Raw genomic sequence first — 22,095 nt, 5'->3', positions numbered from 1 at the left:
AATGGAATTATGGTTCACAGAAAAGCAAACAAAGAACTTTGGTATTACAGCTAAAATTAATCGCACTTTACATACAGAGCAAACGGAGTTTCAAAAATTAGACATGGTTGAAACAGAAGAGTTTGGTAACATGCTCCTACTTGACGGTATGGTTATGACAACGGAAAAAGATGAGTTCGTTTATCATGAAATGGTTGCGCATGTACCGTTATTTACGCATCCAAATCCAGAAAACGTACTAGTTGTAGGTGGAGGAGACGGAGGCGTAATCCGTGAAATCTTAAAACACCCAAGCGTAAAAAAAGCGACGTTAGTTGATATCGATGGAAAAGTTATTGAGTACTCAAAAAAATTCTTACCTTCAATTGCGGGCAAACTAGAAGATCCTCGTGTTGATGTACAAGTAGATGACGGATTTATGCACATCGCTAAAAGCGAGAACGAATACGATGTCATTTTAGTGGATTCAACAGAGCCAGTAGGTCCAGCTGTGAATTTATTTACAAAAGGATTCTATGCAGGTATCTCAAAAGCACTTAAAGAAGATGGTATCTTTGTTGCTCAATCGGATAACCCTTGGTTTACGCCAGAACTTATCTCAAATGTTCAGCGTGACGTAAGAGAAATCTTCCCGATTACACGTCTATACGTAGCAAATATTCCGACGTACCCAAGCGGTTTATGGACATTTACAATGGGTTCAAAGAAACATGATCCATTAGAAGTAAGTGAAGATCGTTTCTTCGATATTGATACAAAGTATTACACAAAAGAATTGCACAAAGCCGCATTTGTTTTACCTAAATTTGTGCAAGATCTTATTAAATAAGTTATCACATACAAGTGAGGTGCCAGAGATTTAAGACTGGCATCTTTTCTATGAATAATGAAGGAGGAACAAAATATGCGTTTTGATGAAGCTTATTCAGGTAATGTATTTATCGGCAGTCACCCTGTTTTTGAAGAAAGTGAAGCGGTTCTTTATGGAATGCCAATGGACTGGACAGTTAGCTATCGTCCAGGTTCACGATTTGGCCCAACTCGTATTCGTGAAGTATCAATTGGATTAGAAGAATACAGCCCGTATTTAGATCGAGAGCTAGAGGAAGTAAAATATTTTGATGCAGGAGATATTCCACTTCCATTTGGGAATCCTCAGCGCAGCTTAAATATGATTGAAGAGTATATCGACCAGCTTTTAGCAGCAGACAAGTTCCCATTAGGTATGGGCGGAGAGCATTTGGTTTCTTGGCCTGTTATGAAAGCTATGTATAAAAAATATCCGGATTTGGCCATTATCCATATGGATGCTCATACAGACCTTCGTGAAGAGTATGAAGGAGAACCACTTTCTCATTCCACTCCGATTCGTAAAGTTGCAGAACTAATCGGACCGGAGAATGTTTATTCATTTGGTATTCGTTCAGGAATGAAAGAAGAATTTCAATGGGCAAAAGAAAACGGCATGCACATTTCAAAATTTGAAGTTCTAGAGCCGTTAAAAGAGATTCTACCAACACTTGCAGGTCGTCCTGTTTATGTAACAATTGATATCGATGTATTAGATCCAGCGCACGCTCCTGGTACAGGAACAGTAGATGCAGGCGGTATCACATCAAAAGAGCTTTTAGCTTCTATTCACGCAATTGCTAAATCAGATCTTCGCATTGTCGGAGGAGATTTAGTAGAAGTAGCTCCAATTTATGATCCGTCTGAACAAACCGCTAATACAGCAAGCAAGCTTATTCGCGAAATGATCTTAGGCTGGGTGCAAAAGAAATAAATAAAGTAAAAGGCGGCCGCTGTGGCTGCCTTTTTTATTTGGAATATGTGAATGCGTCACGTACTGTAAAAAGGTGAATTCTCGGCGTATCTATCATATTTCCTTTGAAGTATTATTGAATTCTTTCTTTAGAATGTTTATACTATTTAAGTTATAACGTATTCATTTTAATAAGGAAGTGTCTTTTGTGAGTAACGCTTCAGAAGTCAAGAAACCCATTGAAGTTAAAATTGTGACGGATATCCGCGATGGTCACCGAAAAGAGACAACATCGGTAAATGCAAAAGGTATGTATTATGAAAAAGGATCTAAAATTTATCTTACATACACAGAGCGCCAAGAGGAAATCGGAGATATTAGAACAATGGTGAAAATTAGCGAAGATGAAGTATCAATTAATCGAACCGGTGCTGTTCAAATGAAGCAATCGTTTCGTAAAAAGGTACAGATCGAAGGAACTTATATAAGCCCTTATGGACGTATGGATTTACTAACATTCGCTCATAACATTGAATATAAACAAATGACTCAAAAGGGTCGATTATTTTTAACGTATGATCTAGAAGTACAGGGTCAGCCTACCGGGAACTATGCGTTAACCATTACATTCAAGGAGGAGAAAAAATGAACATCGTCGAACAAGTGCAGCAAAAATTAAAAGCTGAAATTCAAGATGCTGTGGTCAAAGCAGGACTTGCTGAAAAAGCAGAACTTCCAGAAGTTCTATTAGAAACCCCAAAAGATAAAACACATGGTGATTATTCTACCAATATGGCTATGCAGCTAGCTCGTATTGCCAAAAAAGCACCGCGTGTTATCGCTGAAGAGCTTGTAGCAAACTTCGATAAATCAAAAGCATCTATCGAGAAAATTGACATTGCAGGCCCTGGATTCATCAACTTTTATATGAATAACTCTTATTTAACAGAGCTTATTCCAACGATTGTAAAAGCTGGTGAAGCGTATGGCCAAACAAACGTAGGGAACGGACAAAAAGTACAGGTTGAGTTTGTTTCAGCTAATCCGACAGGGGATTTACATTTAGGACATGCCCGAGGTGCTGCAGTTGGAGACTCATTATGTAATGTTCTTGAAAAAGCAGGTTACGATGTGTCACGTGAATACTATATCAATGATGCTGGTAACCAAATTAATAACCTGGCTTATTCAGTAGAAGCACGCTACATGCAGGCTCTTGGTTTGGAGAAAGAAATGCCTGCAGACGGCTATCATGGTGCTGACATTATAAACATCGGAAAAGAGCTAGCAAAAGAGCACGGAGACAAGTATGTAAATGCCTCTGAAGAAGAGCGTTTTGAATTCTTCCGTCAATACGGGTTAGATTACGAGTTAGCTAAATTAAAGCGTGATCTTGAACAGTTCCGTGTGAAATTTGACGTATGGTATTCTGAAACGTCTCTTTATAAAAATGATAAAATCTCAGTTGCACTTGAAACGCTGAAAAAACAAGGCCATGTATATGAAGAAGAAGGTGCTACGTGGTTCCGTTCTACGACATTTGGTGATGATAAAGACCGTGTGTTAATTAAAAATGATGGTTCATTTACGTACTTAACACCAGATATTGCGTATCACCAAGACAAAATTCAACGTGGATTTGATAAGCTAATTAACATTTGGGGAGCCGACCACCATGGATATATTCCTCGTATGAAAGCGGCGATTCAAGCGCTTGGTTATGAAAAAGATACGCTTGAAGTAGAAATCATTCAAATGGTTCAACTGTATCAAAATGGCGAAAAAATGAAGATGAGCAAACGTACAGGTAAAGCAGTAACAATGCGTGATCTAGTAGAAGAGGTAGGACTTGATGCAACTCGCTACTTCTTTGCGATGAGAAGTGCGGATACACATTTAGACTTTGATTTAGATTTAGCTGTTTCTCAATCTAATGAAAATCCTGTATACTACGCGCAATATGCTCATGCCCGTATTTGCAGTATTCTTCGTCAAGGTGAAGAGATGGGGATTCAATCAACATCTGGCGCTGACCTTTCATTAATTAGTGCAGAAAAAGAAATGGAACTACTGAAGAAAATCGGAGAGTTCCCTCAGGCCGTAGCGGAAGCAGCAACAAAACGTATTCCGCACCGCATTACAAACTATGTATTTGATCTTGCTTCTACGTTCCATAGCTTCTATAATGCAGAAAAAGTATTAGACAGCGATAATGTAGAAACAAGTAAAGCGCGTATTGAACTAGTGAAAGCTGTTCAAGTAACGCTTCAAAACTCCTTAAAACTAATTGGTGTTTCAGCACCTGAAAAAATGTAACAAAAAAAAGAGCCTCTTGGCTCTTTTTTATTTAAAAAACAAGCGTGGCACCTCCTGTACGCTTTACTCCTCTCATTGATGCTAAATCTTCCACTAATTTTAGCAGCGCTTTATCTTTTAACTTTGCTTCTATCATTACGTCAAAATCTTGTCCAATATCTTTAGCCATTTGCAAAAAAGGTGCGATAAAATCAGTTGAGACATAATCAGAGTGACTTCTAAATTCTTTTTCAGATTTAGGAGAAGAGATATGTACTTTTGGTTTTAACCCGATATGTTTCCACGTGTCAAAGATACGAGGGAGCAATAATGCAAGAGGTTCTTCTCCTTCATTTGCTTTGTGGTGGTGATAATCAAAGAGGAGAGGGACTTTCTCTTTTTCGCATACAGCTAATGTTTCTTCAGTTGTGTATGTTTTATCATCATTTTCAAGAGTCATGCGCTTTTTAATGACAGGTGGCAGCGTTTGAATGTTTTCATGAAATCGACCGATCGCTTTTTCTTTATTGCCATAGGCTCCACCTACGTGAATATTAATAAGAGCTTGATCGGCTACTCCCATCGCTTCAAGCATTCTATAGTGATAATTCATATCTTTTACCGCATTTTCTGTAATATGTTTTTTGTCGCTTGTAAATAATGTGAACTGATTGGGGTGAAAACTCACGCGCAGCTGATGATTCCGAATCAATTCTCCTATCTCTGACCAATCGTCTTGGAACGCATCAATGTAATTCCAATCTACTTCAGGATGAGTAGCTAAAGGGACAAGAGAAGATGATAATCGATACAGCATAATTTCATGGGCAATATTAAAATGTAAAGCGCGCTTAGTATGATTTAAATTTTGTTTTGTGACGTAATGAAGCTTATCCAGCCTCTCATCTTTTTTCATTTTTTCCCATCTGGTAAACGTGAGGGTTTTCGCAGGTGAGCAGTCCCAAAGCGACAGGGCATGTGATACATAGCCAAATCTAATTTTCATTATAAATTTTCCTCTTTTCGTTCATTAAAGCAACGGAGAAATAAAGGTTGCAAATCCTTGCTTTAGTTTTTCACTCCATTTTCGGTTTTTGACATCTTCTAAAGACAAAATGGGGCATTCCCCCATACAAGCTTTAAAGCTGTTCTTTACCTCTTCAATGTATATGGCATCGTAGATTAAACAGTTGATTTCAGCGTTTAAGAACAAGCTTCTTTTATCAAAATTAGCCGTTCCTACATCGCAGATAACATTGTCTGCAATTAATACTTTTGCGTGGTAAAAACCGTAATAATATTGATAAATCATGCAGCCTGCTTGAAGTAATGTAGGAAGATAGGCAAATGCAGCATGATGAACAAGCGGTTGATCTGCACGCATTGGAATCAAAATATGAACTTGTACTCCCCGTGCGCGAGCTTGCAGTAACGCATTCATCAAAGGTTCACTTGGAATAAAATAAGGAGTACCTATGTACAATTCCCTATTGGCTTGGTTGATAATCGATAAAAAGCTTTCTTCAAGTGAAAAACCTTCAGTCGACTGTAGCTGAATAACATAGTCTCCTTCAGAGGCTGCTGGAAAGTATCTTTCCACTTTACGCAGGTCTATGCCGGTAGCAGCATACCAGTCGCTCAACAGCTGCATTTGAAGATCTTGGATACCTTCACCTTCCATACGCAGGTGGTAATCTTTCCACACCCCAAGCTTGGCGTCGAGTCCTAAATATTCTCTGCCGATATTAAAACCGCCAATGTAGCCAACTTTCCCATCAATAACGGCCATTTTACGGTGATTGCGTGCGTTGAGTGTATAAAACAAATAAGGCCACCGTAGCGTTCGACTGTAAGCAAAATGAACGCCTTGTTTCTTTAAGAATGCAATTTTGTTTTTCTTGATTTTATAGCTTCCCACACGGTCTACCAATAACCGGACTTCAATATTTTGCTGTGCTTTTTGGACTAGTAAATCTAAAAAATCTTGGCTAATTTCATCATTTTGTACGATGTAAAACGATAAATGGATAAATGAAGAGGCATTTTCTATTTCATGAAATAAATCTTTATACAAGACATTCCCGTCTGCGAACAAAAAAAGAGAAGCACGTCGCTTTGGAAATGTATTTTCAGCCTGAGAAAATACTTTCTTTCCAACGCCAAGGTCAATTGCAAGCCAAGCAATAAAAATAATAAAAAGTAAAATTACAACCATGCCGCTCATCACGTCACCTCTTTTCCCGATGTAAATACATTTTATGTTGTTCTTAGTGTCACCTTGTTTAAATAGAATATGAACAAAAGAACGAAAAGATATTGACTGAATGCTCATTCATTATATACAATGAAAGTAGATATATTATCAGAAAATTTAGTCGTCAGGAGGAAAAAAGGTAACAAATTATTCAAGGAGGGGACGAGATGACAGGGTTGCTGTGGGTGAATTTTCTCTTTTTTATTATTGTAACCGCTTACGCTGTTTCTTTGTTTGTATATTTGATTCGCACACGCATTCAGTATATTCAATTAGGGAAAAAAGTAGAATTTGATCAGCGGTTAAAAGAAAGACTGCAAAAAATTTGGGTGAACGTGTTTGGACAAAAGAAGCTGTTAAAAGATAAAAAAAGTGGAATTATGCACGTCATGTTTTTTTATGGGTTTATTTTAGTTCAGTTTGGCGCGTTAGACTTTATTATAAAAGGTTTGCTTCCAGGTAAACATTTGCCGCTTGGACCTTTATATCCCGGCTTTACATTTTTTCAAGAAATTGTGACGCTTTTGATTTTAGTAGCAGTGGTCTGGGCTTTTCACCGCCGCTACGTCGAAAAGCTTGTGCGTTTAAAAAGAGGGTTTAAATCTGGTTTAGTACTGATTTTTATTGGAGCACTTATGCTGTCAGTGCTTGTCGGAAACGGTATGTCAATCATCTGGCATAATCATGAACCGTCATGGACAGAACCGGTTGCGTCATCGATTGCGATCTTGTTTAAGGGAATCAATGATATTGCCGCTATCTCCATTTTTTATGTTTCATGGTGGATCCACTTAGCCGTGTTATTGACGTTTTTAGTATATGTTCCTCAATCAAAACATGCTCATTTACTGGCTGGACCGGCTAATGTATTTTTTAACCGTGTTTCTAAGCCAGGTAAGCTTGAAAAGATTGATTTTGAAGACGAGACCCAGGAGACGTTTGGGGTTGGAAAGATTGAAGAATTCACGCAGCATCAGCTTATTGATTTATATGCCTGTGTGGAATGCGGTCGATGTACGAATATGTGTCCGGCAACGGGTACAGGGAAAATTTTATCTCCAATGGATTTAATTTTAAAGATGCGCGATCACTTAACAGAAAAAGGAGCGGTTGTGACATCTAAGGCTCCTTGGGTTCCTACGTATGCATTCTCCAAAACAAAAGGAAATCAGCTGGCGATGATGGCGGCCAGCCAAGGCGGAGAAGAAGCCGCAGCAACAGCGGAATATAATCCCGCTTTAATTGGAGATGTCATTACGGAAGAAGAAATTTGGGCATGTACAACGTGCCGAAACTGTGAAGATCAATGTCCCGTAATGAACGAGCACGTAGATAAAATCATAGATTTACGACGTTTTTTAGTATTAACTGAAGGAAAGATGGACGCGGATGCTCAGCGTGCCATGACGAATATTGAGCGTCAAGGAAACCCTTGGGGATTAAACCGAAAAGAGCGTGAAGAATGGCGACATGTAAGAGAAGATGTTCACATTCCTACTGTTAAAGAAGTAAGTAAAGCCGGTGAAACGTTTGAGTATTTGTTCTGGGTAGGTTCGATGGGATCTTATGATAACCGCAGTCAAAAAATCGCTCTATCGTTTGCAAAGCTTCTCAATGAAGCGGGTGTTTCATTTGCGATTTTAGGAAATAAAGAAAAAAATTCTGGTGACACGCCGCGCAGGTTGGGCAATGAATTTTTATTCCAAGAGTTAGCTTCTAAAAATATCGCTGAATTTGAAAAAAATGAAATCAAAAAAATTGTTACAATTGATCCACATGCTTACAATATTTTTAAAAATGAATATCCAGATTTCGGTTTTGAAGGAGAAGTGTATCATCACACAGAATTACTAGCTATGTTGGTGAAAGAAGGTAAGCTGTCACCAAAACATGCGGTTAATGAAAAAATTACCTTCCATGATTCCTGTTATTTAGGAAGATATAACGAAGTATACAGTCCGCCAAGAGAAATTTTGAAAGCGATTCCAGGTGTTCGTTTGATTGAAATGGATCGCAACCGTGAAAATGGTATGTGCTGTGGAGCAGGAGGAGGGTTAATGTGGACGGAAGAAACGACCGGCCAGCGCATTAATGTAGCGCGCACCGAACAGGCCTTAGCTGTTAACCCAAGCATTATCAGTTCAGGTTGCCCATACTGCTTAACGATGCTAAGTGACGGAACAAAAGCAAAAGAAGTAGAAGAACAGGTTCATACGTATGACGTAGCAGAACTGCTTGAAAAGTCAATTTATGGCGACGTGCAAGAACAGGTTTCATAAAGGAGAAGTAGAGATGGTCTTCATCTCTACTTTTTACAGAAAGGAAATTGAGCAAGCGTTCAATCGGCGAGGACAAAGAGGAAGAAAAAGGAGGAAACAACAGTGGGGAAAACAGTTATTGTGAGTGCAGTTCGAACACCTTTTGGAAAATTAGGTGGCAGCGTAAGTGGACTAAAAGCGGCAGAACTAGGCGGGAAAGCGATTCAAGCAGCATCAAAAGGACGTACAGAAATTGATTCCGTTATTATGGGGTGCGTGCTGCAAGGGGGCCAAGGGCAGCTGCCTTCTAGGCAAGCCATGCATTATGCAGGTTTACCGTGGCAAGTAGAGACGGAAACCATTAATAAAGTCTGTGCATCGGGTATGCGCAGCATTACAACTGCTGATCAGCTGATTCGATTAGGAGAAGCAAAAACAATCATTGCAGGTGGAATGGAATCGATGAGTAACGCGCCGTATCTTCTTCCAAAAGCAAGGTGGGGGTTCCGTATGGGAGATAGCGTTGTGACGGATTTGATGGTTCATGACGGTTTGACATGCAGCTTTACAGGGGTCCAAATGGGTACGTATGGAAATGAAATAGCTTCTGAAATGGATATTTCCCGAGAAAAGCAGGATGAATGGGCCCTTCGCAGTCATCAATTAGCGGTAGAGTCAGAAGAGAAAGGGAGATGGACCGCAGAAAGAATTTCAGTTGATATTCCGTCTAAAAAAGGAACGATAACGGTTCAAAAAGATGAAGGACCAAGAAAAGACACGTCGTTAGAAAAACTTTCTTCTCTTCGGCCTGTATTTGGTCACAGCGGAACCATTACAGCAGGAAATGCACCTAGCGTGAATGACGGAGCAGCTGCGCTCATGCTAATGGATGAAGATGTGGCAAAAGCAAATGGCTATGAGACGTTGGCTACGATTGTAAACCATACTTCTCTTGCGATGGAGCCAAGGGAATTTCCGAAAACGCCCGGGTTTGCTATTAATAAGCTATTGCAAAAAACAAGTAAAACAGTAGACGATATTGCGCTGTTTGAAATCAATGAAGCTTTTTCAGCGGTAGCGTTGATGAGTATGGAAATTGCAGGGCTTCCGGCTGAAAAAGTAAATGTGAACGGCGGGGCTGTAGCACTTGGACATCCGATTGGAGCAAGCGGCGCCCGTATTGTTGTAACGCTCATTCATGAATTAAGACGACGAGGCGGCGGACTAGGCATTGCTTCTATTTGCAGCGGCGGCGGCCAAGGTGATGCCATTATGGTAGAAGTGTAAAAGGGGGATACCAACTTGAATATTGAAACAGTTATGGTTATTGGAGCAGGTCAGATGGGAGCAGGCATTGCGCAAGTATTTGTTGCGAGCGGATACCAAGTTTCTTTGTATGACGTTGATCAAAAAAATATGCAAAAAGGAATAGAAGGTATTGATAAACGTCTGAAAAAGCAGGTGGGAAAAGGTTCTCTCTCAGCTAAGGAACATGAAGGGATTATGGAGCGCATTCAGCTGGCAAATGAAATAACGGCAGCACAAAAAGCAGATTTAATCGTCGAAGCGGTTGTGGAAAAGATGGAAGTCAAACAAGCCATTTTTGCGGAGTTGGATTCGTTAGCCCCGAGTCATACTATTTTAGCAACCAACACGTCTTCGCTTCCTATTACTGAAATTGCAGCTGTGACCACTCGACCTGAAAAAGTAATTGGCATGCACTTTATGAATCCTGTTCCGGTGATGAAACTCGTTGAAATTATTAGAGGGCTGGCTACTACCGATGAAGTGTATCAAGCAGTCTATGAAACAACGAAAAAATTAAATAAAACCCCGGTGGAAGTTCATGATTTTCCAGGGTTTGTTTCAAATCGAATTTTAATGCCAATGATTAACGAAGCTGTGTTTACGCTCTATGAAGGTGTAGCAAGCGAAGAGGATATTGATCAAGTGATGAAACTAGGAATGAACCATCCAATGGGACCTTTGACATTAGCAGATTTCATCGGCCTCGATACATGTTTGTTTATTATGGAAACGCTTCATAAAGGGTTTGGTGATGACAAATATCGTCCTTGTCCATTGCTTAGGAAATATGTAAAGGCAGGGTGGCTTGGTCGAAAAACAGGAAAAGGATTTTTTACGTACGAAACATAAAGGAGTGGCGAAATGATCTTTTTTACGTCTGAACAACACATGATTAAAAAGATGGTAGCTGATTTTAGTGAAAAAGAAGTCGCTGCGGCTGTGCCAAACATGGAAAAGGGTGAATTTCCTCGAGGTTTATTAAAGCAGATGGCTGATCTTGGCCTGATGGGCATTCCCGTTCCTCAAGCATACGGAGGGGGCGGACTGGACTTTGTATCGTACATGATTGCCATCCACGAAATATCAAAAGTAAGTCCAGCCCTAGGCGTCATTTTGTCTGTTCATACTTCTGTAGGTACGAATCCTATTGTCGTATTTGGGACGGAAGATCAAAAACAAAAGTATGTAAAAAAACTGGCGACAGGTGAATATCTAGGTGCTTTTTGTTTAACAGAACCTAGTGCAGGGTCTGATGCTGCAAGCTTAAAAACAAAGGCAGAACGAAAAGGAGACCACTATCTTTTAAATGGCTCAAAGCTTTTCATTACAAACGGCGGCGAAGCAGATACGTATATTGTATTTGCTAAAACGAATCCCGAACGCGGGTCGAGAGGGATGAGCGCTTTTATCGTTGAAAAGACGATGGAGGGATTTTCAGTAGGAAAAGATGAACATAAGATGGGCCTTCATGGTTCTCGAACGGTTCAACTTCACTTTGAAAATATACAGGTGCCTGTAGAAAATCGTCTCGGAGAAGAAGGTGAAGGCTTTCGAATTGCGATGGCTAATTTAAATGCCGGAAGAATTGGTATTGCTGCTCAGGCGGTAGGAATTGCTGAAGGTGCGTTAACGGCAGCTAAAAACTATGCAAATGAACGATATCAATTCGGAAAACCGATTTTATCTCAGCAGGGTATTGCCTTTAAGCTGGCTGATATGGAAACGGCTGTTGAATCAGCGAAGCTTTTAATGTATAGAGCCGCTTTTTTATATGATCAAAAACTTCCTTGTAAAAAAGAAGCCTCAATGGCGAAATTATTTGCTTCCCAAACGGCCATGAATGTAGCAATCGATGCGATTCAAGTTTTGGGAGGCTATGGTTATATGAAAGATTATCCAGTAGAGAGGTATTTTCGTGACGCCAAAGTATGCGAAATCTACGAAGGTACAAGCGAAATTCAGCGCATCGTCATTAGCAGTCAATTATAGGGGGAATAATCATGTTTTTTAAACTTTCAGAAGAACACGAAATGATTCGAAAAATGGTGCGGGACTTTGCCAAAAACGAAGTGGCTCCGACAGCTGCACAACGAGATGAAGAAGAGCGTTTTGACAGAGGAATCTTTACGCAAATGGCTGATCTAGGATTAACAGGTATTCCATGGCCGGAGCAATACGGAGGAATTGGCAGTGACTATCTAGCTTATTGCATTGCTGTTGAAGAACTGTCTAGAGTATGTGCATCAACAGGCGTTACTTTGTCGGCTCATACTTCTCTTGCCGGCTGGCCAATCTATACATTCGGAACAGAAGAACAAAAACAAAAATACCTGAAACCTATGGCAACGGGTGAGAAAATAGGTGCTTATGGGTTAACCGAACCGAGTGCTGGATCAGATGCAGGAGGAATGAGAACGCTCGCTGTAAAAGACGGAGAAAATTATATTTTAAATGGTTCTAAAATCTTTATTACAAACGGCGGCGAAGCGGATATTTACGTCGTATTTGCTCGCATCGACCCCAATGAAAAACGCACGAGCGCTTTTATTATTGAAAAAGATATGCCGGGATTTTCAGTTGGTAAAAAAGAAAAGAAACTGGGCATTCGCTCTTCACCTACCACAGAAATTATTTTCGAGGACTGCCGTGTTCCAAAAGAAAATTTGCTAGGAAATGAAGGAGAAGGATTTAAAGTTGCGATGATGACACTAGATGGCGGCCGAAATGGCATTGCAGCGCAGGCTGTAGGAATTGCCCAAGGGGCGTTAGATGCGGCCGTAGCTTATGCGAAGGAACGTCAGCAATTTGGTAAGCCAATTATTTCTCAGCAAGGAATTGCGTTTAAGTTAGCCGACATGGCCACGAGTATAGAAGCTGCAAGACTGTTAACCTATCAAGCTGCTTGGTTGGAGTCCCAAGGGCTGCCATATGGCAAAGAATCAGCCATGTCAAAATTATATGCTGGGGATACAGCAATGAAAGTAACGACAGAAGCTGTTCAAGTATTTGGAGGATACGGTTATACAAAAGATTATCCAGTAGAACGTTTTATGAGAGATGCAAAAATCACGCAAATTTATGAAGGCACACAAGAGATTCAGCGTCTCGTCATTTCTAGGTATCTTGCTAAATAAAACACTTGTTGTAGGAGAGGTGAAAAAATGAAAAAGAGAGAAGTTCTCACATCCATTAAAGATGAAAAGCTGATTGTAGAGCGTCGTAATCAAATGATTAAAGGGGCCGTCACGCTATTTAAGGAAAAAGGTTTTCACCGAACAACAACAAGGGAAATTGCCAAAGCAGCTGGGTTCAGTATCGGTACACTTTACGAATATATTCAATCTAAAGAAGATGTTTTATATCTTGTATGTGACAATATTTACGATGAAGTGAGAGAGCGATTAGAAGAGATGGTGGTGGATCGTTATACAATCGCTGAGCTTCAACAAGCGATTCAGCACTATTTTAAAGTTGTGGATGAGCTTCAAGATGAAGTATTAGTCATGTACCAAGAAGCGAAATCACTGTCTAAAGATGCGCTTCCATATGTATTAAAAAAAGAGCTGGATATGGTTGAGATGTTTAAGGTTATTATCGAAGGCTGCGTAGAAAACAATCAATTTGCACTTACGGATAAAGAAATTTCGCTGTTTGCTCATCATTTATTTGTTCAAGGTCAGATGTGGGCATTTCGCAGATGGTGGCTGCAAAAGCATTATTCATTAGAAGAATATACAAATATGCAGTTAGATTTTTTACTTAAAAATTTTTCATTTCAACAACTGTGTGAGGGGGAGACAGTTTGAATACAAGCAAAAGACCGCTTCGTTTTTTAACCGCTTCTAGCCTGTTTGACGGCCACGACGCGTCCATTAATATTATGAGACGAATTCTTCAAGCCAAGGGGGTAGAAGTCATTCACCTGGGGCATAACCGATCTGTCGAAGAAATTGTTAACGCTTCCATACAAGAGGATGTTCAGGGGATTGCCATTTCTTCTTATCAAGGCGGCCATGTAGAATATTTTAAGTATATGTACGATTTACTCCAAGAACAACAGGCTTCTCATATTAAAATTTATGGCGGAGGAGGAGGGGTCATTATTCCGAGTGAGATTCAAGAGCTTCATGATTACGGCATTTCTAAAATCTTTTCTCCGGAAGATGGACGAAAAATGGGGTTAGAAGGCATGATTCAATTTATGATCGATGATTGTTATTACACAAATCCCCCTGCACTGCCGAAGGATCGAACCTTAACGCCGGCTAATGACCGTTTAATTGCCCAGCTTATTACATGCGCTGAAAATGAAGCCTATGAATACACAAAAGAGCACGCAGCTGCTCTTGAAGAAATCCGAGAAAGTGTAATCGAAAGCGAGACGGATCAAAAAATACCGGTTATTGGAATCACAGGAACAGGAGGAGCGGGGAAAAGTTCGCTTACGGATGAATTAGTAAGAAGGTTTATTGAACATATTCCAGATATTCATGTAGCTGTTTTATCCGTCGATCCAACTAAACAAAAAACCGGAGGAGCGCTTCTTGGGGATCGAATTCGCATGAACATCGCAGCGTCTCCTCGTGTGTATATGAGAAGTTTGGCCACGCGTTCATCTGGACATGAGCTATCGGCGGCCATTCGAGATGGAATTGCTGTCGTGAAAAAAGCGGGTTTCGACATTATCATTGTCGAAACAAGCGGCATCGGGCAAGCTGATGCTCAAGTCAAAGATATTGCAAACGTCTCTCTGTATGTAATGACAAGCGAATTTGGCGCGCCGTCGCAGTTAGAAAAGATTGAAATGATTGATTACGCAGACTTTATTGTAATCAATAAATTTGAAAAAAAAGGTTCTGAAGACGCAAAAAAACAAGTGCAGCGTCAATATCAGCGTAATCATCAGCTGTTTGAAAATAATCTCTCTACGATGCCAATTTACGGCACAATTGCGAGCCAGTTCAACGACGGGGGAACAAATATTTTATTTGAAGATCTTGTAAATCATCTGCATCAAACATGCCGTACGTCTTGGCACGTAGAAAAATCATCAGAGCGCGTAAGTGAAAAGAAATATACCATCATTCCTAATGATCAACAGCAATATTTACAGGAGATTGTAAACAGCGTTCGCTCTTATCACCGCAATACGGATGTTCAAGTACAAATAGCGCGTAAATTTTATCAGCTAGAGGGTGCTCTGGAAGAAGTGGAAACAGAAACGGCCAAGCAAGAGCTCACTCAGCTAAAGGAGAAATATCAAAAACAGCTAACGGCTGAATCGATTGAAAAGCTGGAAAACTGGCCTAAATTAAAAAGTCAGTACGGGAAAGAAGAACTTATTACAAAGATAAGAAATAAAGAAATTAAAACCTCTCTGCAAGTTGATACCCTATCAGGACTGCGTATTCCGCGCGTGGCTCTTCCAAAAGTTAAAGAATATGGGGAAGTTCTTCGTTTTCTTTATAAAGAAAATGTGCCAGGTGCGTTTCCTTATACAGCAGGTGTTTTTCCTTTCAAACGAAAAGGTGAAGATCCTAAGCGTCAATTTGCAGGCGAAGGAACACCAGAACGAACAAATCGTCGCTTTCACTATTTGTCAAAAGATGATGAGGCTAAGCGTTTAAGTACAGCATTTGATTCTGTAACGCTTTATGGAGAAAATCCAGATCCAAGGCCAGATATCTTCGGGAAAATTGGCGAAAGCGGCGTAAATGTCTGTACCCTTGATGATATGAAACTCCTGTATAAAGGATTTGATCTTTGCCATCCGTCGACTTCCGTTTCGATGACCATCAATGGGCCGGCTCCAATATTACTAGCTATGTTTATGAATACAGCTATCAGTCAGCAGGTGGAAAAGAAGGAAGAGGAGCTGAAGCGTCCTTTAACGGAAGAGGAATACGAGGAAGTAAAATCGGGTACGTTGAAACAAGTGAGAGGAACTGTTCAAGCGGATATTTTAAAAGAAGACCAAGGGCAAAATACGTGTATTTTTTCCACAGAATTTGCATTAAAAATGATGGGAGATATTCAACAGTACTTTATTGACGAGAAAGTGCGCAACTATTATTCTGTTTCTATTTCAGGCTATCATATAGCTGAAGCAGGGGCTAACCCGATTTCTCAGCTAGCTTTTACATTGGCCAACGGTTTTACGTACGTGGAATATTACTTGAGTCGAGGCATGCACATTGATGATTTTGCTCCTAATTTATCGTTTTTCTTTAGTAATGGACTTGACCCTGAATACACGGTTATTGGACGTGTAGCGAGAAGAATCTGGGCAATTGTGATGCGTGATAAATACGGCGCGAATGAACGCAGTCAAAAGCTTAAGTATCATATTCAAACATCCGGCCGATCGCTTCATGCACAGGAAATTAATTTTAATGATATACGTACGACGTTGCAAGCCTTAATGGCTCTTCATGACAATTGCAACTCTCTTCATACCAATGCGTATGATGAAGCAATTACAACGCCGACAGAGGAATCTGTACGAAGAGCGATGGCCATTCAATTAATCATTACAAAAGAGCATGGATTAACTAAAAATGAAAATCCACTACAGGGCTCTTTTATTATTGATGAACTAACAGACTTGGTAGAAGAAGCGGTATTGGCTGAGTTCCAACGCTTAAATGATCGAGGCGGCGTTTTAGGTGCGATGGAAATGCAGTATCAGCGAGGTAAGATTCAAGATGAATCGATGGAATATGAGATGCAAAAACATACGGGAGATTTACCTATTATAGGAGTAAATACGTATATTAATCCAAATGAAGAGGAAAATTCCTCAGTTGATGACATGCAGTTAGCCCGCGCATCAAAAGAAGAAAAAAATCATCAAATTAATCAGCTTCAGAAGTTTCAACAGCAGCATGAAGAAAAAAGAGAAGATGCGCTGAAAAGGTTAAAGAAAGCTGCAACAGAAGGAGAGAACATTTTCAAAGAGTTAATGGAGACCGTTAAAGTAGCCAGCTTAGGAGAAATTACGCGAGCTTTATATGAATGCGGTGGGCAATATCGCCGAAATATGTAATAATGTATCGTTAGTATATAGTGATATATTAAAAGCCGAGATGACTGTTTGTGGGTCATCTCGGCTTTTATAGACTTAACCTTAGCGGAGTCAGAATAACGGATGGTGAATTCCTTTTGATTAAAGGATGTTGTTGGCGTATTAAGTAGAATGTATTATAGTGAAAAAATGTCTATTTTTTCGTTGTTTTATGCGAAATTCTCGAGAATTTTAGAAACGAGGCTAGCATAAATGTATTGAATTTGTTTATAATGAATGGTATGTATTTATTCGTTTCCATCATTTACACATATGATGAATTGATTTAATAGATTTTCGATATACATAGCCATAGAAAGGATGTGCCAGATTTGAGTTTAGCACAGTACTCAAAAACGGATTTAAAAGAAATGTCGATGATTGAGATTGCTTATGCGCTTCTAGAAGAAAAAACAGATCGTCAAGCAATGTCATTCCAAGAAATTATTGCTGAAATTAAAGCAGCAGCTGAAATGTCAGATCAAGAATTAAAAACGAGATTAGCTCAGTTTTATACAGATATTAATATTGATGGTCGCTTTTTAACAGTAGGGGACAACCACTGGGGTCTTCGTGGATGGTATCCTTTTGACCAAGCTGAAGAAGAAGTTATTCCGGTTGCAAAACCTAAAAAGAAAAAAGCGAAAAAAGCTGTTGTTGAAGAAGTTGAAGATTTTGATGATTTAGAAGAAGATTTGGATTATGAAGATGTTGATGATCTAGAGGAAGAAGAAGATTTTGAAGACATTGACGAGCTAGAAGAAGATGAAGATGATCTTGCGGAAGACGATTTTGACGATTTAGAAGATGATCTAGAAGATGATGATGAAGATGAAGAAGAAGATTATGAGGACGACAAAGAAAAATAATCCTTCTTGACTTTTTCAAGCGAAGTAGGTAGAATCTTTTTTGGGCTCTTTAAACAAGCATTTAAAAAGTTTTTATTTAAAATAGACTATTGCTCCCAATCCAGTTTTGGTATTGGGAGCAATTTTTTTATTTTATCTATCCATGTTTTACACCCCGATATGTTCTTATAAATCCTTGATAGAAACTTTCTTTTGGTTCTTGAACGTTTCACATTCATAAGGTTTCTTATAATTTCGCATGCACAATGAATGAATTGTGATTGTTTATGTGAAAACTTTTAATATTGTACAGTTCAAATTATTTAGAGGGGGAAGTATAGATGACAAAGTATATTTTCGTAACAGGCGGTGTTGTATCATCTCTAGGAAAAGGGATTACAGCAGCTTCTTTAGGCCGTTTATTAAAAAACCGTGGGTTGAACGTAACGATTCAAAAGTTTGATCCATACATTAACGTAGACCCGGGAACAATGAGTCCATACCAACACGGTGAGGTATTCGTAACGGATGATGGCGCGGAAACAGACTTAGACTTAGGTCACTATGAGCGTTTTATCGATATCAACTTAAATCGCTACAGCAACGTAACAACAGGTAAAGTATATTCAACAGTATTGAAAAAAGAGCGTCGCGGTGATTATTTAGGCGGAACAGTTCAGGTTATTCCGCACATCACAAATGAAATTAAAGAACGCGTTTTCCGTGCAGGTAAAGAAACAAATGCGGACGTTGTTATTACTGAAATCGGCGGAACGGTAGGAGATATTGAATCACTTCCTTTCCTAGAAGCTATTCGTCAAATTAAAAGTGATATTGGCCGTGACAATGTTATGTACATCCACTGTACACTTGTGCCATATTTAAAAGCTGCTGGTGAAATGAAAACAAAACCAACACAGCATAGTGTAAAAGAATTACGTAGCTTAGGTATTCAGCCAAATGTTATCGTTGTTCGTACAGAAATGCCAATTTCTGAAGATATGAAAGACAAGCTAGCTTTATTCTGCGACATTGATCCAAAAGCGGTTATTGAGTGTGCAGACGCTGAAACATTATATGAAATTCCACTATCTCTACAAGAGCAGCACCTAGATCAAATCACATGCGATCACTTGAAATTAGATTGCAAAGAAGCAGAAATGACTGAGTGGAAAGCACTGGTTGAGAAAGTAAAAGGACTTTCAAATACAACAAAAATTGCATTGGTTGGTAAGTATGTAGAGCTTCAAGATGCTTATATTTCTGTCGTAGAAGCAATGAAACATGCTGGATATGCATTCGATGCAGATGTAAACATCAAGTGGGTAAACTCGGAATTTGTAACAAAAGAAAATGTTCAAGATTTACTTGGTGATGTAGACGGTATTTTAGTTCCAGGTGGATTTGGTGATCGTGGAATTGAAGGTAAAATTGTAGCAACACAATATGCACGTGAGCAAAAAGTTCCATTCTTAGGTATTTGCTTAGGTATGCAGCTGGCATCAGTTGAGTTTGCGCGTAATGTATTAGGCTTAGAAGGCGCACATTCAGCAGAAATTGCACCTGAAACAAACTATCCAATTATCGACTTATTACCAGAACAAAAAGACGTAGAAGACCTAGGTGGTACACTGCGCTTAGGATTATACCCTTGTAAATTGTCTGAAGATACGCTTGCATATAAAGCATATCAAGATGAAGTGGTATATGAGCGTCATCGTCACCGTTATGAATTCAATAACGAATACCGTCAACAAATGGAAGAGAAAGGCTTTATCTTCTCTGGTACAAGCCCAGACGGCCGTTTAATTGAAATTGTAGAGCTAAAAGACCACCCATGGTTCTTGGCTTCACAATTCCACCCAGAGTTTACTTCTCGTCCAACTAGACCGCAACCATTGTTCAAAGAATTTATTCGCGCATCAATGGAATCAAGTCAAAACAAATAAGTGAAATAAAAAACACGCTGTCTTTAGACAGCGTGTTTTTTATTCATATTCTTCTACGATTTCTTTTAATGTGAAAGTTAAACCGTAGTACGCGTATAAAGCGACCATCATTGCTGGAAAACCAAATCTTGAGCCGTCTTCTCCAGGAATAAGCGGCTTTAACAATTTTGTATCAATATGCGCATCTGCGAGTGCTGTTAAAGAAGGTTCGGTTATCTCTTTAGGAGCAGCAGCAATGCTAACAAATGGAATATCGTGTTTCTTTAAACGTTCAGCTATTTCCACTGCTTTATTATCTGTTGAAAATCGAGAGACAAGCAGTACGCGATCAACGCTAGTCAGCTGATCTAATTCATGTAAAGGCAAAGCTTTTGCCTGACTTAAAGGTTCTGCACTGCTTAGTGCTTCAAGCGTAATGGCGTGCATTTCTTCTACGCCATAAATATAAATAAATCCTTCTCCGACAGAGGCTTGTGCTAAAATACGCGCGGCATCTTCAAATTGGAATTCTTCTTGTTCTTCAATTCGTTTAAAAAAACCTGAAAGTTGAGTTGTGAAAATTTTAAGCATAGAATCTCCCTTCGATTTAAGCGGCTAAAGCCGTCTATCTACACATTATAACGAAAAAAGCTATCTGTATTCTATCTTGAAATGAGCTACAATGAAAGTAAAGTGCAATGAAATTGGATGGATGACAAAAAAAGCTATGTTTTGTAACAATTTCTCTAATTAGCAGGGATTTTTGTTTTAAAGGCGAAATACATATGTTAGTTTTGTCTGTAGAAGAGGAATATAAAAGGTGGGATTATATTGGCAGAGAAAATTTTAATTGTTGATGATCAGTATGGTATACGTATTTTATTAACGGAAGTGCTGCAAAAAGAAGGCTATACAACATTTCAAGCGGCGAACGGCTTCCAGGCGATTGATATTACAAAAGAGCAAGCACCGGATCTTGTCTTATTAGATATGAAAATTCCAGGAATGGATGGAATTGAAATTTTAAAAAGGTTAAAGCAGCACGATGAAACGATTAAAGTCATCATTATGACCGCTTATGGTGAATTGGATATGATTCAAGAAGCAAAAGATTTAGGAGCATTAACACACTTTGCAAAACCGTTTGATATTGATGAAATCCGAAAAGTTGTTAGGGAATATATACCAGTAAAGTCGAATTAAGGTTTTGGTAGGGTTTTCATCCTAACAAATTTTGAATATCAGCCTAAAAATGTTGCTGTTTTCATTGTTAGTTGGTATCCTAATTACTGTATTCATAATTCGACAATCTATTATGTAAAGATGCGCGTTGTTTCTACATGAAACACTCAATTCAAGAGCATACTATTTGAGTGTGCCTTTTGGTTAGCATCTAATCTAAGGTTGATTTTAAGGAGGATTTCAATATGCCTTTAGTATCAATGAAAGAAATGCTTATTACAGCAAAAGAACAAGGCTATGCAGTAGGTCAATTTAACTTAAATAACTTAGAGTTTACTCAAGCTATTCTTCAAGCAGCAAAAGAAGAAAACTCTCCAGTTATTCTTGGTGTATCTGAAGGTGCAGCACGCTACATGGGCGGTTTCAAAACTGTTGTAGCAATGGTTGAAGCTCTAATCGAAGATTACGACGTTCAAGTACCAGTTGCAATTCACTTAGACCACGGTTCAAGCTTTGAATCATGTGCAAAAGCAATCCATGCTGGATTCACTTCTGTAATGATCGATGCTTCTCACCACCCATTTGAAGAAAACATTGCAATTACTTCTAAAGTAGTTGAACTAGCTCACTTCCACGGAGTATCTGTAGAAGCAGAACTAGGAACTGTTGGTGGACAAGAAGACGACGTTATTGCTGAGGGCGTTATTTATGCAGATGCTAACGAGTGTGAAGAACTTGTTAACCGTACAGGTATCGATTGCTTAGCTCCAGCATTAGGATCAGTTCACGGACCATACAAAGGTGAACCAAACCTAGGTTTTGCTGAAATGAAAGAAATCGGAGATCGTACAGGTTTACCATTAGTTTTACACGGTGGAACTGGTATTCCAACAAAAGATATCCAAAAATCAGTTTCTTTAGGTACTGCTAAAATCAACGTAAACACTGAAAACCAAATTGCTTCAGCTAAAGCTGTTCGTGAAGTATTAGCTGCGCAACCTGAACAATATGATCCACGTAAATACTTAGGACCTGCTCGCGAAGCAATCAAAGAAACGGTTCAAGGTAAAATGCGTGAATTCGGTTCTTCTAACAAAGCATAATTTGAAATCTTCGGATTGCCTGTTTGCAATTAGTTGAGTCTGAAAAATAAAACCGTCTTATTTTTATTGTAAGGCGGTTTTATTTTCACTATAA

At 39.2% G+C, this 22,095-nt stretch carries 18 protein-coding genes; 15 read left to right on the top strand and 3 right to left on the bottom strand.

Annotation, left to right across the window (positions count from 1 at the left end; genetic code table 11):
* Position 1: 1 nt before the first annotated feature.
* From speE to argS, 4 genes are all read left to right on the top strand, one after another.
* Complete coding sequence (gene speE, locus ACFX4E_RS19865) at positions 2-829, top strand: spermidine synthase (RefSeq protein WP_377238083.1); 828 nt, start codon at positions 2-4, stop codon at positions 827-829.
* Positions 830-904: 75 nt separating this feature from the next.
* Positions 905-1,783 (top strand): agmatinase, encoded by an 879-nt coding sequence (gene speB / locus ACFX4E_RS19860; protein WP_013059842.1) that lies wholly within the window; start codon positions 905-907, stop codon positions 1,781-1,783.
* Between the two features lie 187 nt (positions 1,784-1,970).
* Positions 1,971-2,411: a YwiB family protein gene (locus ACFX4E_RS19855; RefSeq protein ID WP_225049788.1), complete on the top strand. Its 441-nt coding sequence runs from the start codon at positions 1,971-1,973 to the stop codon at positions 2,409-2,411.
* Positions 2,408-4,078: an arginine--tRNA ligase gene (gene argS, locus ACFX4E_RS19850; RefSeq protein ID WP_014457737.1), complete on the top strand. Its 1,671-nt coding sequence runs from the start codon at positions 2,408-2,410 to the stop codon at positions 4,076-4,078. Before ACFX4E_RS19855 ends, argS begins: the two co-directional genes overlap by 4 nt.
* A gap of 31 nt (positions 4,079-4,109) precedes the next feature.
* Here the strand turns inward: argS and uvsE are convergent, their stop codons facing one another.
* Together uvsE and cls are read right to left on the bottom strand one after the other, a co-directional pair.
* On the bottom strand, positions 4,110-5,063 hold the full coding sequence (uvsE, locus tag ACFX4E_RS19845) for a UV DNA damage repair endonuclease UvsE (protein WP_043977511.1): 954 nt from the start codon (positions 5,061-5,063) through the stop codon (positions 4,110-4,112).
* Between the two features lie 24 nt (positions 5,064-5,087).
* Complete coding sequence (gene cls / locus ACFX4E_RS19840) at positions 5,088-6,281, bottom strand: cardiolipin synthase (RefSeq protein WP_051421112.1); 1,194 nt, start codon at positions 6,279-6,281, stop codon at positions 5,088-5,090.
* A gap of 197 nt (positions 6,282-6,478) precedes the next feature.
* On the opposite strand from cls, the gene ACFX4E_RS19835 reads away from it, so the two are divergent.
* From ACFX4E_RS19835 to ACFX4E_RS19795, 9 genes are all read left to right on the top strand, one after another.
* Positions 6,479-8,590 (top strand): (Fe-S)-binding protein, encoded by a 2,112-nt coding sequence (locus tag ACFX4E_RS19835; protein WP_098332544.1) that lies wholly within the window; start codon positions 6,479-6,481, stop codon positions 8,588-8,590.
* A 102-nt stretch (positions 8,591-8,692) separates the two neighbouring features.
* On the top strand, positions 8,693-9,856 hold the full coding sequence (locus tag ACFX4E_RS19830; RefSeq protein WP_028409712.1) for an acetyl-CoA C-acetyltransferase: 1,164 nt from the start codon (positions 8,693-8,695) through the stop codon (positions 9,854-9,856).
* Between the two features lie 15 nt (positions 9,857-9,871).
* Positions 9,872-10,726 (top strand): 3-hydroxybutyryl-CoA dehydrogenase, encoded by an 855-nt coding sequence (locus ACFX4E_RS19825; RefSeq protein WP_377238082.1) that lies wholly within the window; start codon positions 9,872-9,874, stop codon positions 10,724-10,726.
* Between the two features lie 12 nt (positions 10,727-10,738).
* Positions 10,739-11,866 (top strand): acyl-CoA dehydrogenase, encoded by a 1,128-nt coding sequence (locus ACFX4E_RS19820; RefSeq protein WP_028409710.1) that lies wholly within the window; start codon positions 10,739-10,741, stop codon positions 11,864-11,866.
* A gap of 11 nt (positions 11,867-11,877) precedes the next feature.
* Positions 11,878-13,011, top strand: coding sequence for an acyl-CoA dehydrogenase (locus tag ACFX4E_RS19815; RefSeq protein WP_028409709.1), 1,134 nt, complete (start codon positions 11,878-11,880; stop codon positions 13,009-13,011).
* Positions 13,012-13,038: 27 nt separating this feature from the next.
* Positions 13,039-13,683: a TetR/AcrR family transcriptional regulator gene (locus tag ACFX4E_RS19810; protein WP_014457745.1), complete on the top strand. Its 645-nt coding sequence runs from the start codon at positions 13,039-13,041 to the stop codon at positions 13,681-13,683.
* Complete coding sequence (gene icmF / locus ACFX4E_RS19805; protein ID WP_028409708.1) at positions 13,680-16,922, top strand: fused isobutyryl-CoA mutase/GTPase IcmF; 3,243 nt, start codon at positions 13,680-13,682, stop codon at positions 16,920-16,922. Before ACFX4E_RS19810 ends, icmF begins: the two co-directional genes overlap by 4 nt.
* Positions 16,923-17,272: 350 nt before the next feature.
* Positions 17,273-17,809, top strand: coding sequence for a DNA-directed RNA polymerase subunit delta (rpoE, locus tag ACFX4E_RS19800; protein ID WP_028409707.1), 537 nt, complete (start codon positions 17,273-17,275; stop codon positions 17,807-17,809).
* Positions 17,810-18,129: 320 nt separating this feature from the next.
* Positions 18,130-19,737 carry a CTP synthase gene (locus ACFX4E_RS19795; protein ID WP_060745876.1) on the top strand — a complete coding sequence of 536 codons (1,608 nt, stop codon included), beginning with the start codon at positions 18,130-18,132 and terminating at the stop codon, positions 19,735-19,737.
* 39 nt (positions 19,738-19,776) lie between these two features.
* On the opposite strand, the gene ACFX4E_RS19790 is transcribed toward ACFX4E_RS19795, so the two are convergent.
* Entirely contained in the window at positions 19,777-20,307 is a 531-nt protein-coding gene (locus ACFX4E_RS19790) for a DUF2529 family protein (RefSeq protein ID WP_060745875.1), read from the bottom strand.
* Positions 20,308-20,544: 237 nt separating this feature from the next.
* Between ACFX4E_RS19790 and ACFX4E_RS19785 the strand changes: the two genes are divergently transcribed.
* Positions 20,545-20,919, top strand: a complete 375-nt coding sequence (locus ACFX4E_RS19785) for a response regulator (RefSeq protein ID WP_087944205.1) — start codon at positions 20,545-20,547, stop codon at positions 20,917-20,919.
* Positions 20,920-21,143: 224 nt separating this feature from the next.
* Positions 21,144-22,001: a class II fructose-bisphosphate aldolase gene (locus tag ACFX4E_RS19780; RefSeq protein WP_013059826.1), complete on the top strand. Its 858-nt coding sequence runs from the start codon at positions 21,144-21,146 to the stop codon at positions 21,999-22,001.
* The last annotated feature ends 94 nt before the right edge of the window (positions 22,002-22,095 follow it).

It is taken from the genome of Priestia sp. YIM B13491, from assembly GCF_042787605.1.
Classification (GTDB): Bacteria; Bacillota; Bacilli; order Bacillales; family Bacillaceae_H; genus Priestia; species Priestia megaterium_E.
This window is presented reverse-complemented; position numbering and strand designations above follow the sequence as displayed.

What these genes read in the sequence shown, in the direction of transcription:
- speE (WP_377238083.1), top strand. Translation starts at nt 2, where the DNA reads ATGGAATTATGGTTCACAGAAAAGCAAACAAAGAACTTTGGTATTACA.
- speB (WP_013059842.1), top strand. Translation starts at nt 905, where the DNA reads ATGCGTTTTGATGAAGCTTATTCAGGTAATGTATTTATCGGCAGTCAC.
- argS (WP_014457737.1), top strand. Translation starts at nt 2,408, where the DNA reads ATGAACATCGTCGAACAAGTGCAGCAAAAATTAAAAGCTGAAATTCAA.
- uvsE (WP_043977511.1), bottom strand. Translation starts at nt 5,063, where the DNA reads ATGAAAATTAGATTTGGCTATGTATCACATGCCCTGTCGCTTTGGGAC.
- cls (WP_051421112.1), bottom strand. Translation starts at nt 6,281, where the DNA reads ATGAGCGGCATGGTTGTAATTTTACTTTTTATTATTTTTATTGCTTGG.
- ACFX4E_RS19835 (WP_098332544.1), top strand. Translation starts at nt 6,479, where the DNA reads ATGACAGGGTTGCTGTGGGTGAATTTTCTCTTTTTTATTATTGTAACC.
- ACFX4E_RS19820 (WP_028409710.1), top strand. Translation starts at nt 10,739, where the DNA reads ATGATCTTTTTTACGTCTGAACAACACATGATTAAAAAGATGGTAGCT.
- ACFX4E_RS19815 (WP_028409709.1), top strand. Translation starts at nt 11,878, where the DNA reads ATGTTTTTTAAACTTTCAGAAGAACACGAAATGATTCGAAAAATGGTG.
- ACFX4E_RS19810 (WP_014457745.1), top strand. Translation starts at nt 13,039, where the DNA reads ATGAAAAAGAGAGAAGTTCTCACATCCATTAAAGATGAAAAGCTGATT.
- ACFX4E_RS19795 (WP_060745876.1), top strand. Translation starts at nt 18,130, where the DNA reads ATGACAAAGTATATTTTCGTAACAGGCGGTGTTGTATCATCTCTAGGA.
- ACFX4E_RS19790 (WP_060745875.1), bottom strand. Translation starts at nt 20,307, where the DNA reads ATGCTTAAAATTTTCACAACTCAACTTTCAGGTTTTTTTAAACGAATT.
- ACFX4E_RS19780 (WP_013059826.1), top strand. Translation starts at nt 21,144, where the DNA reads ATGCCTTTAGTATCAATGAAAGAAATGCTTATTACAGCAAAAGAACAA.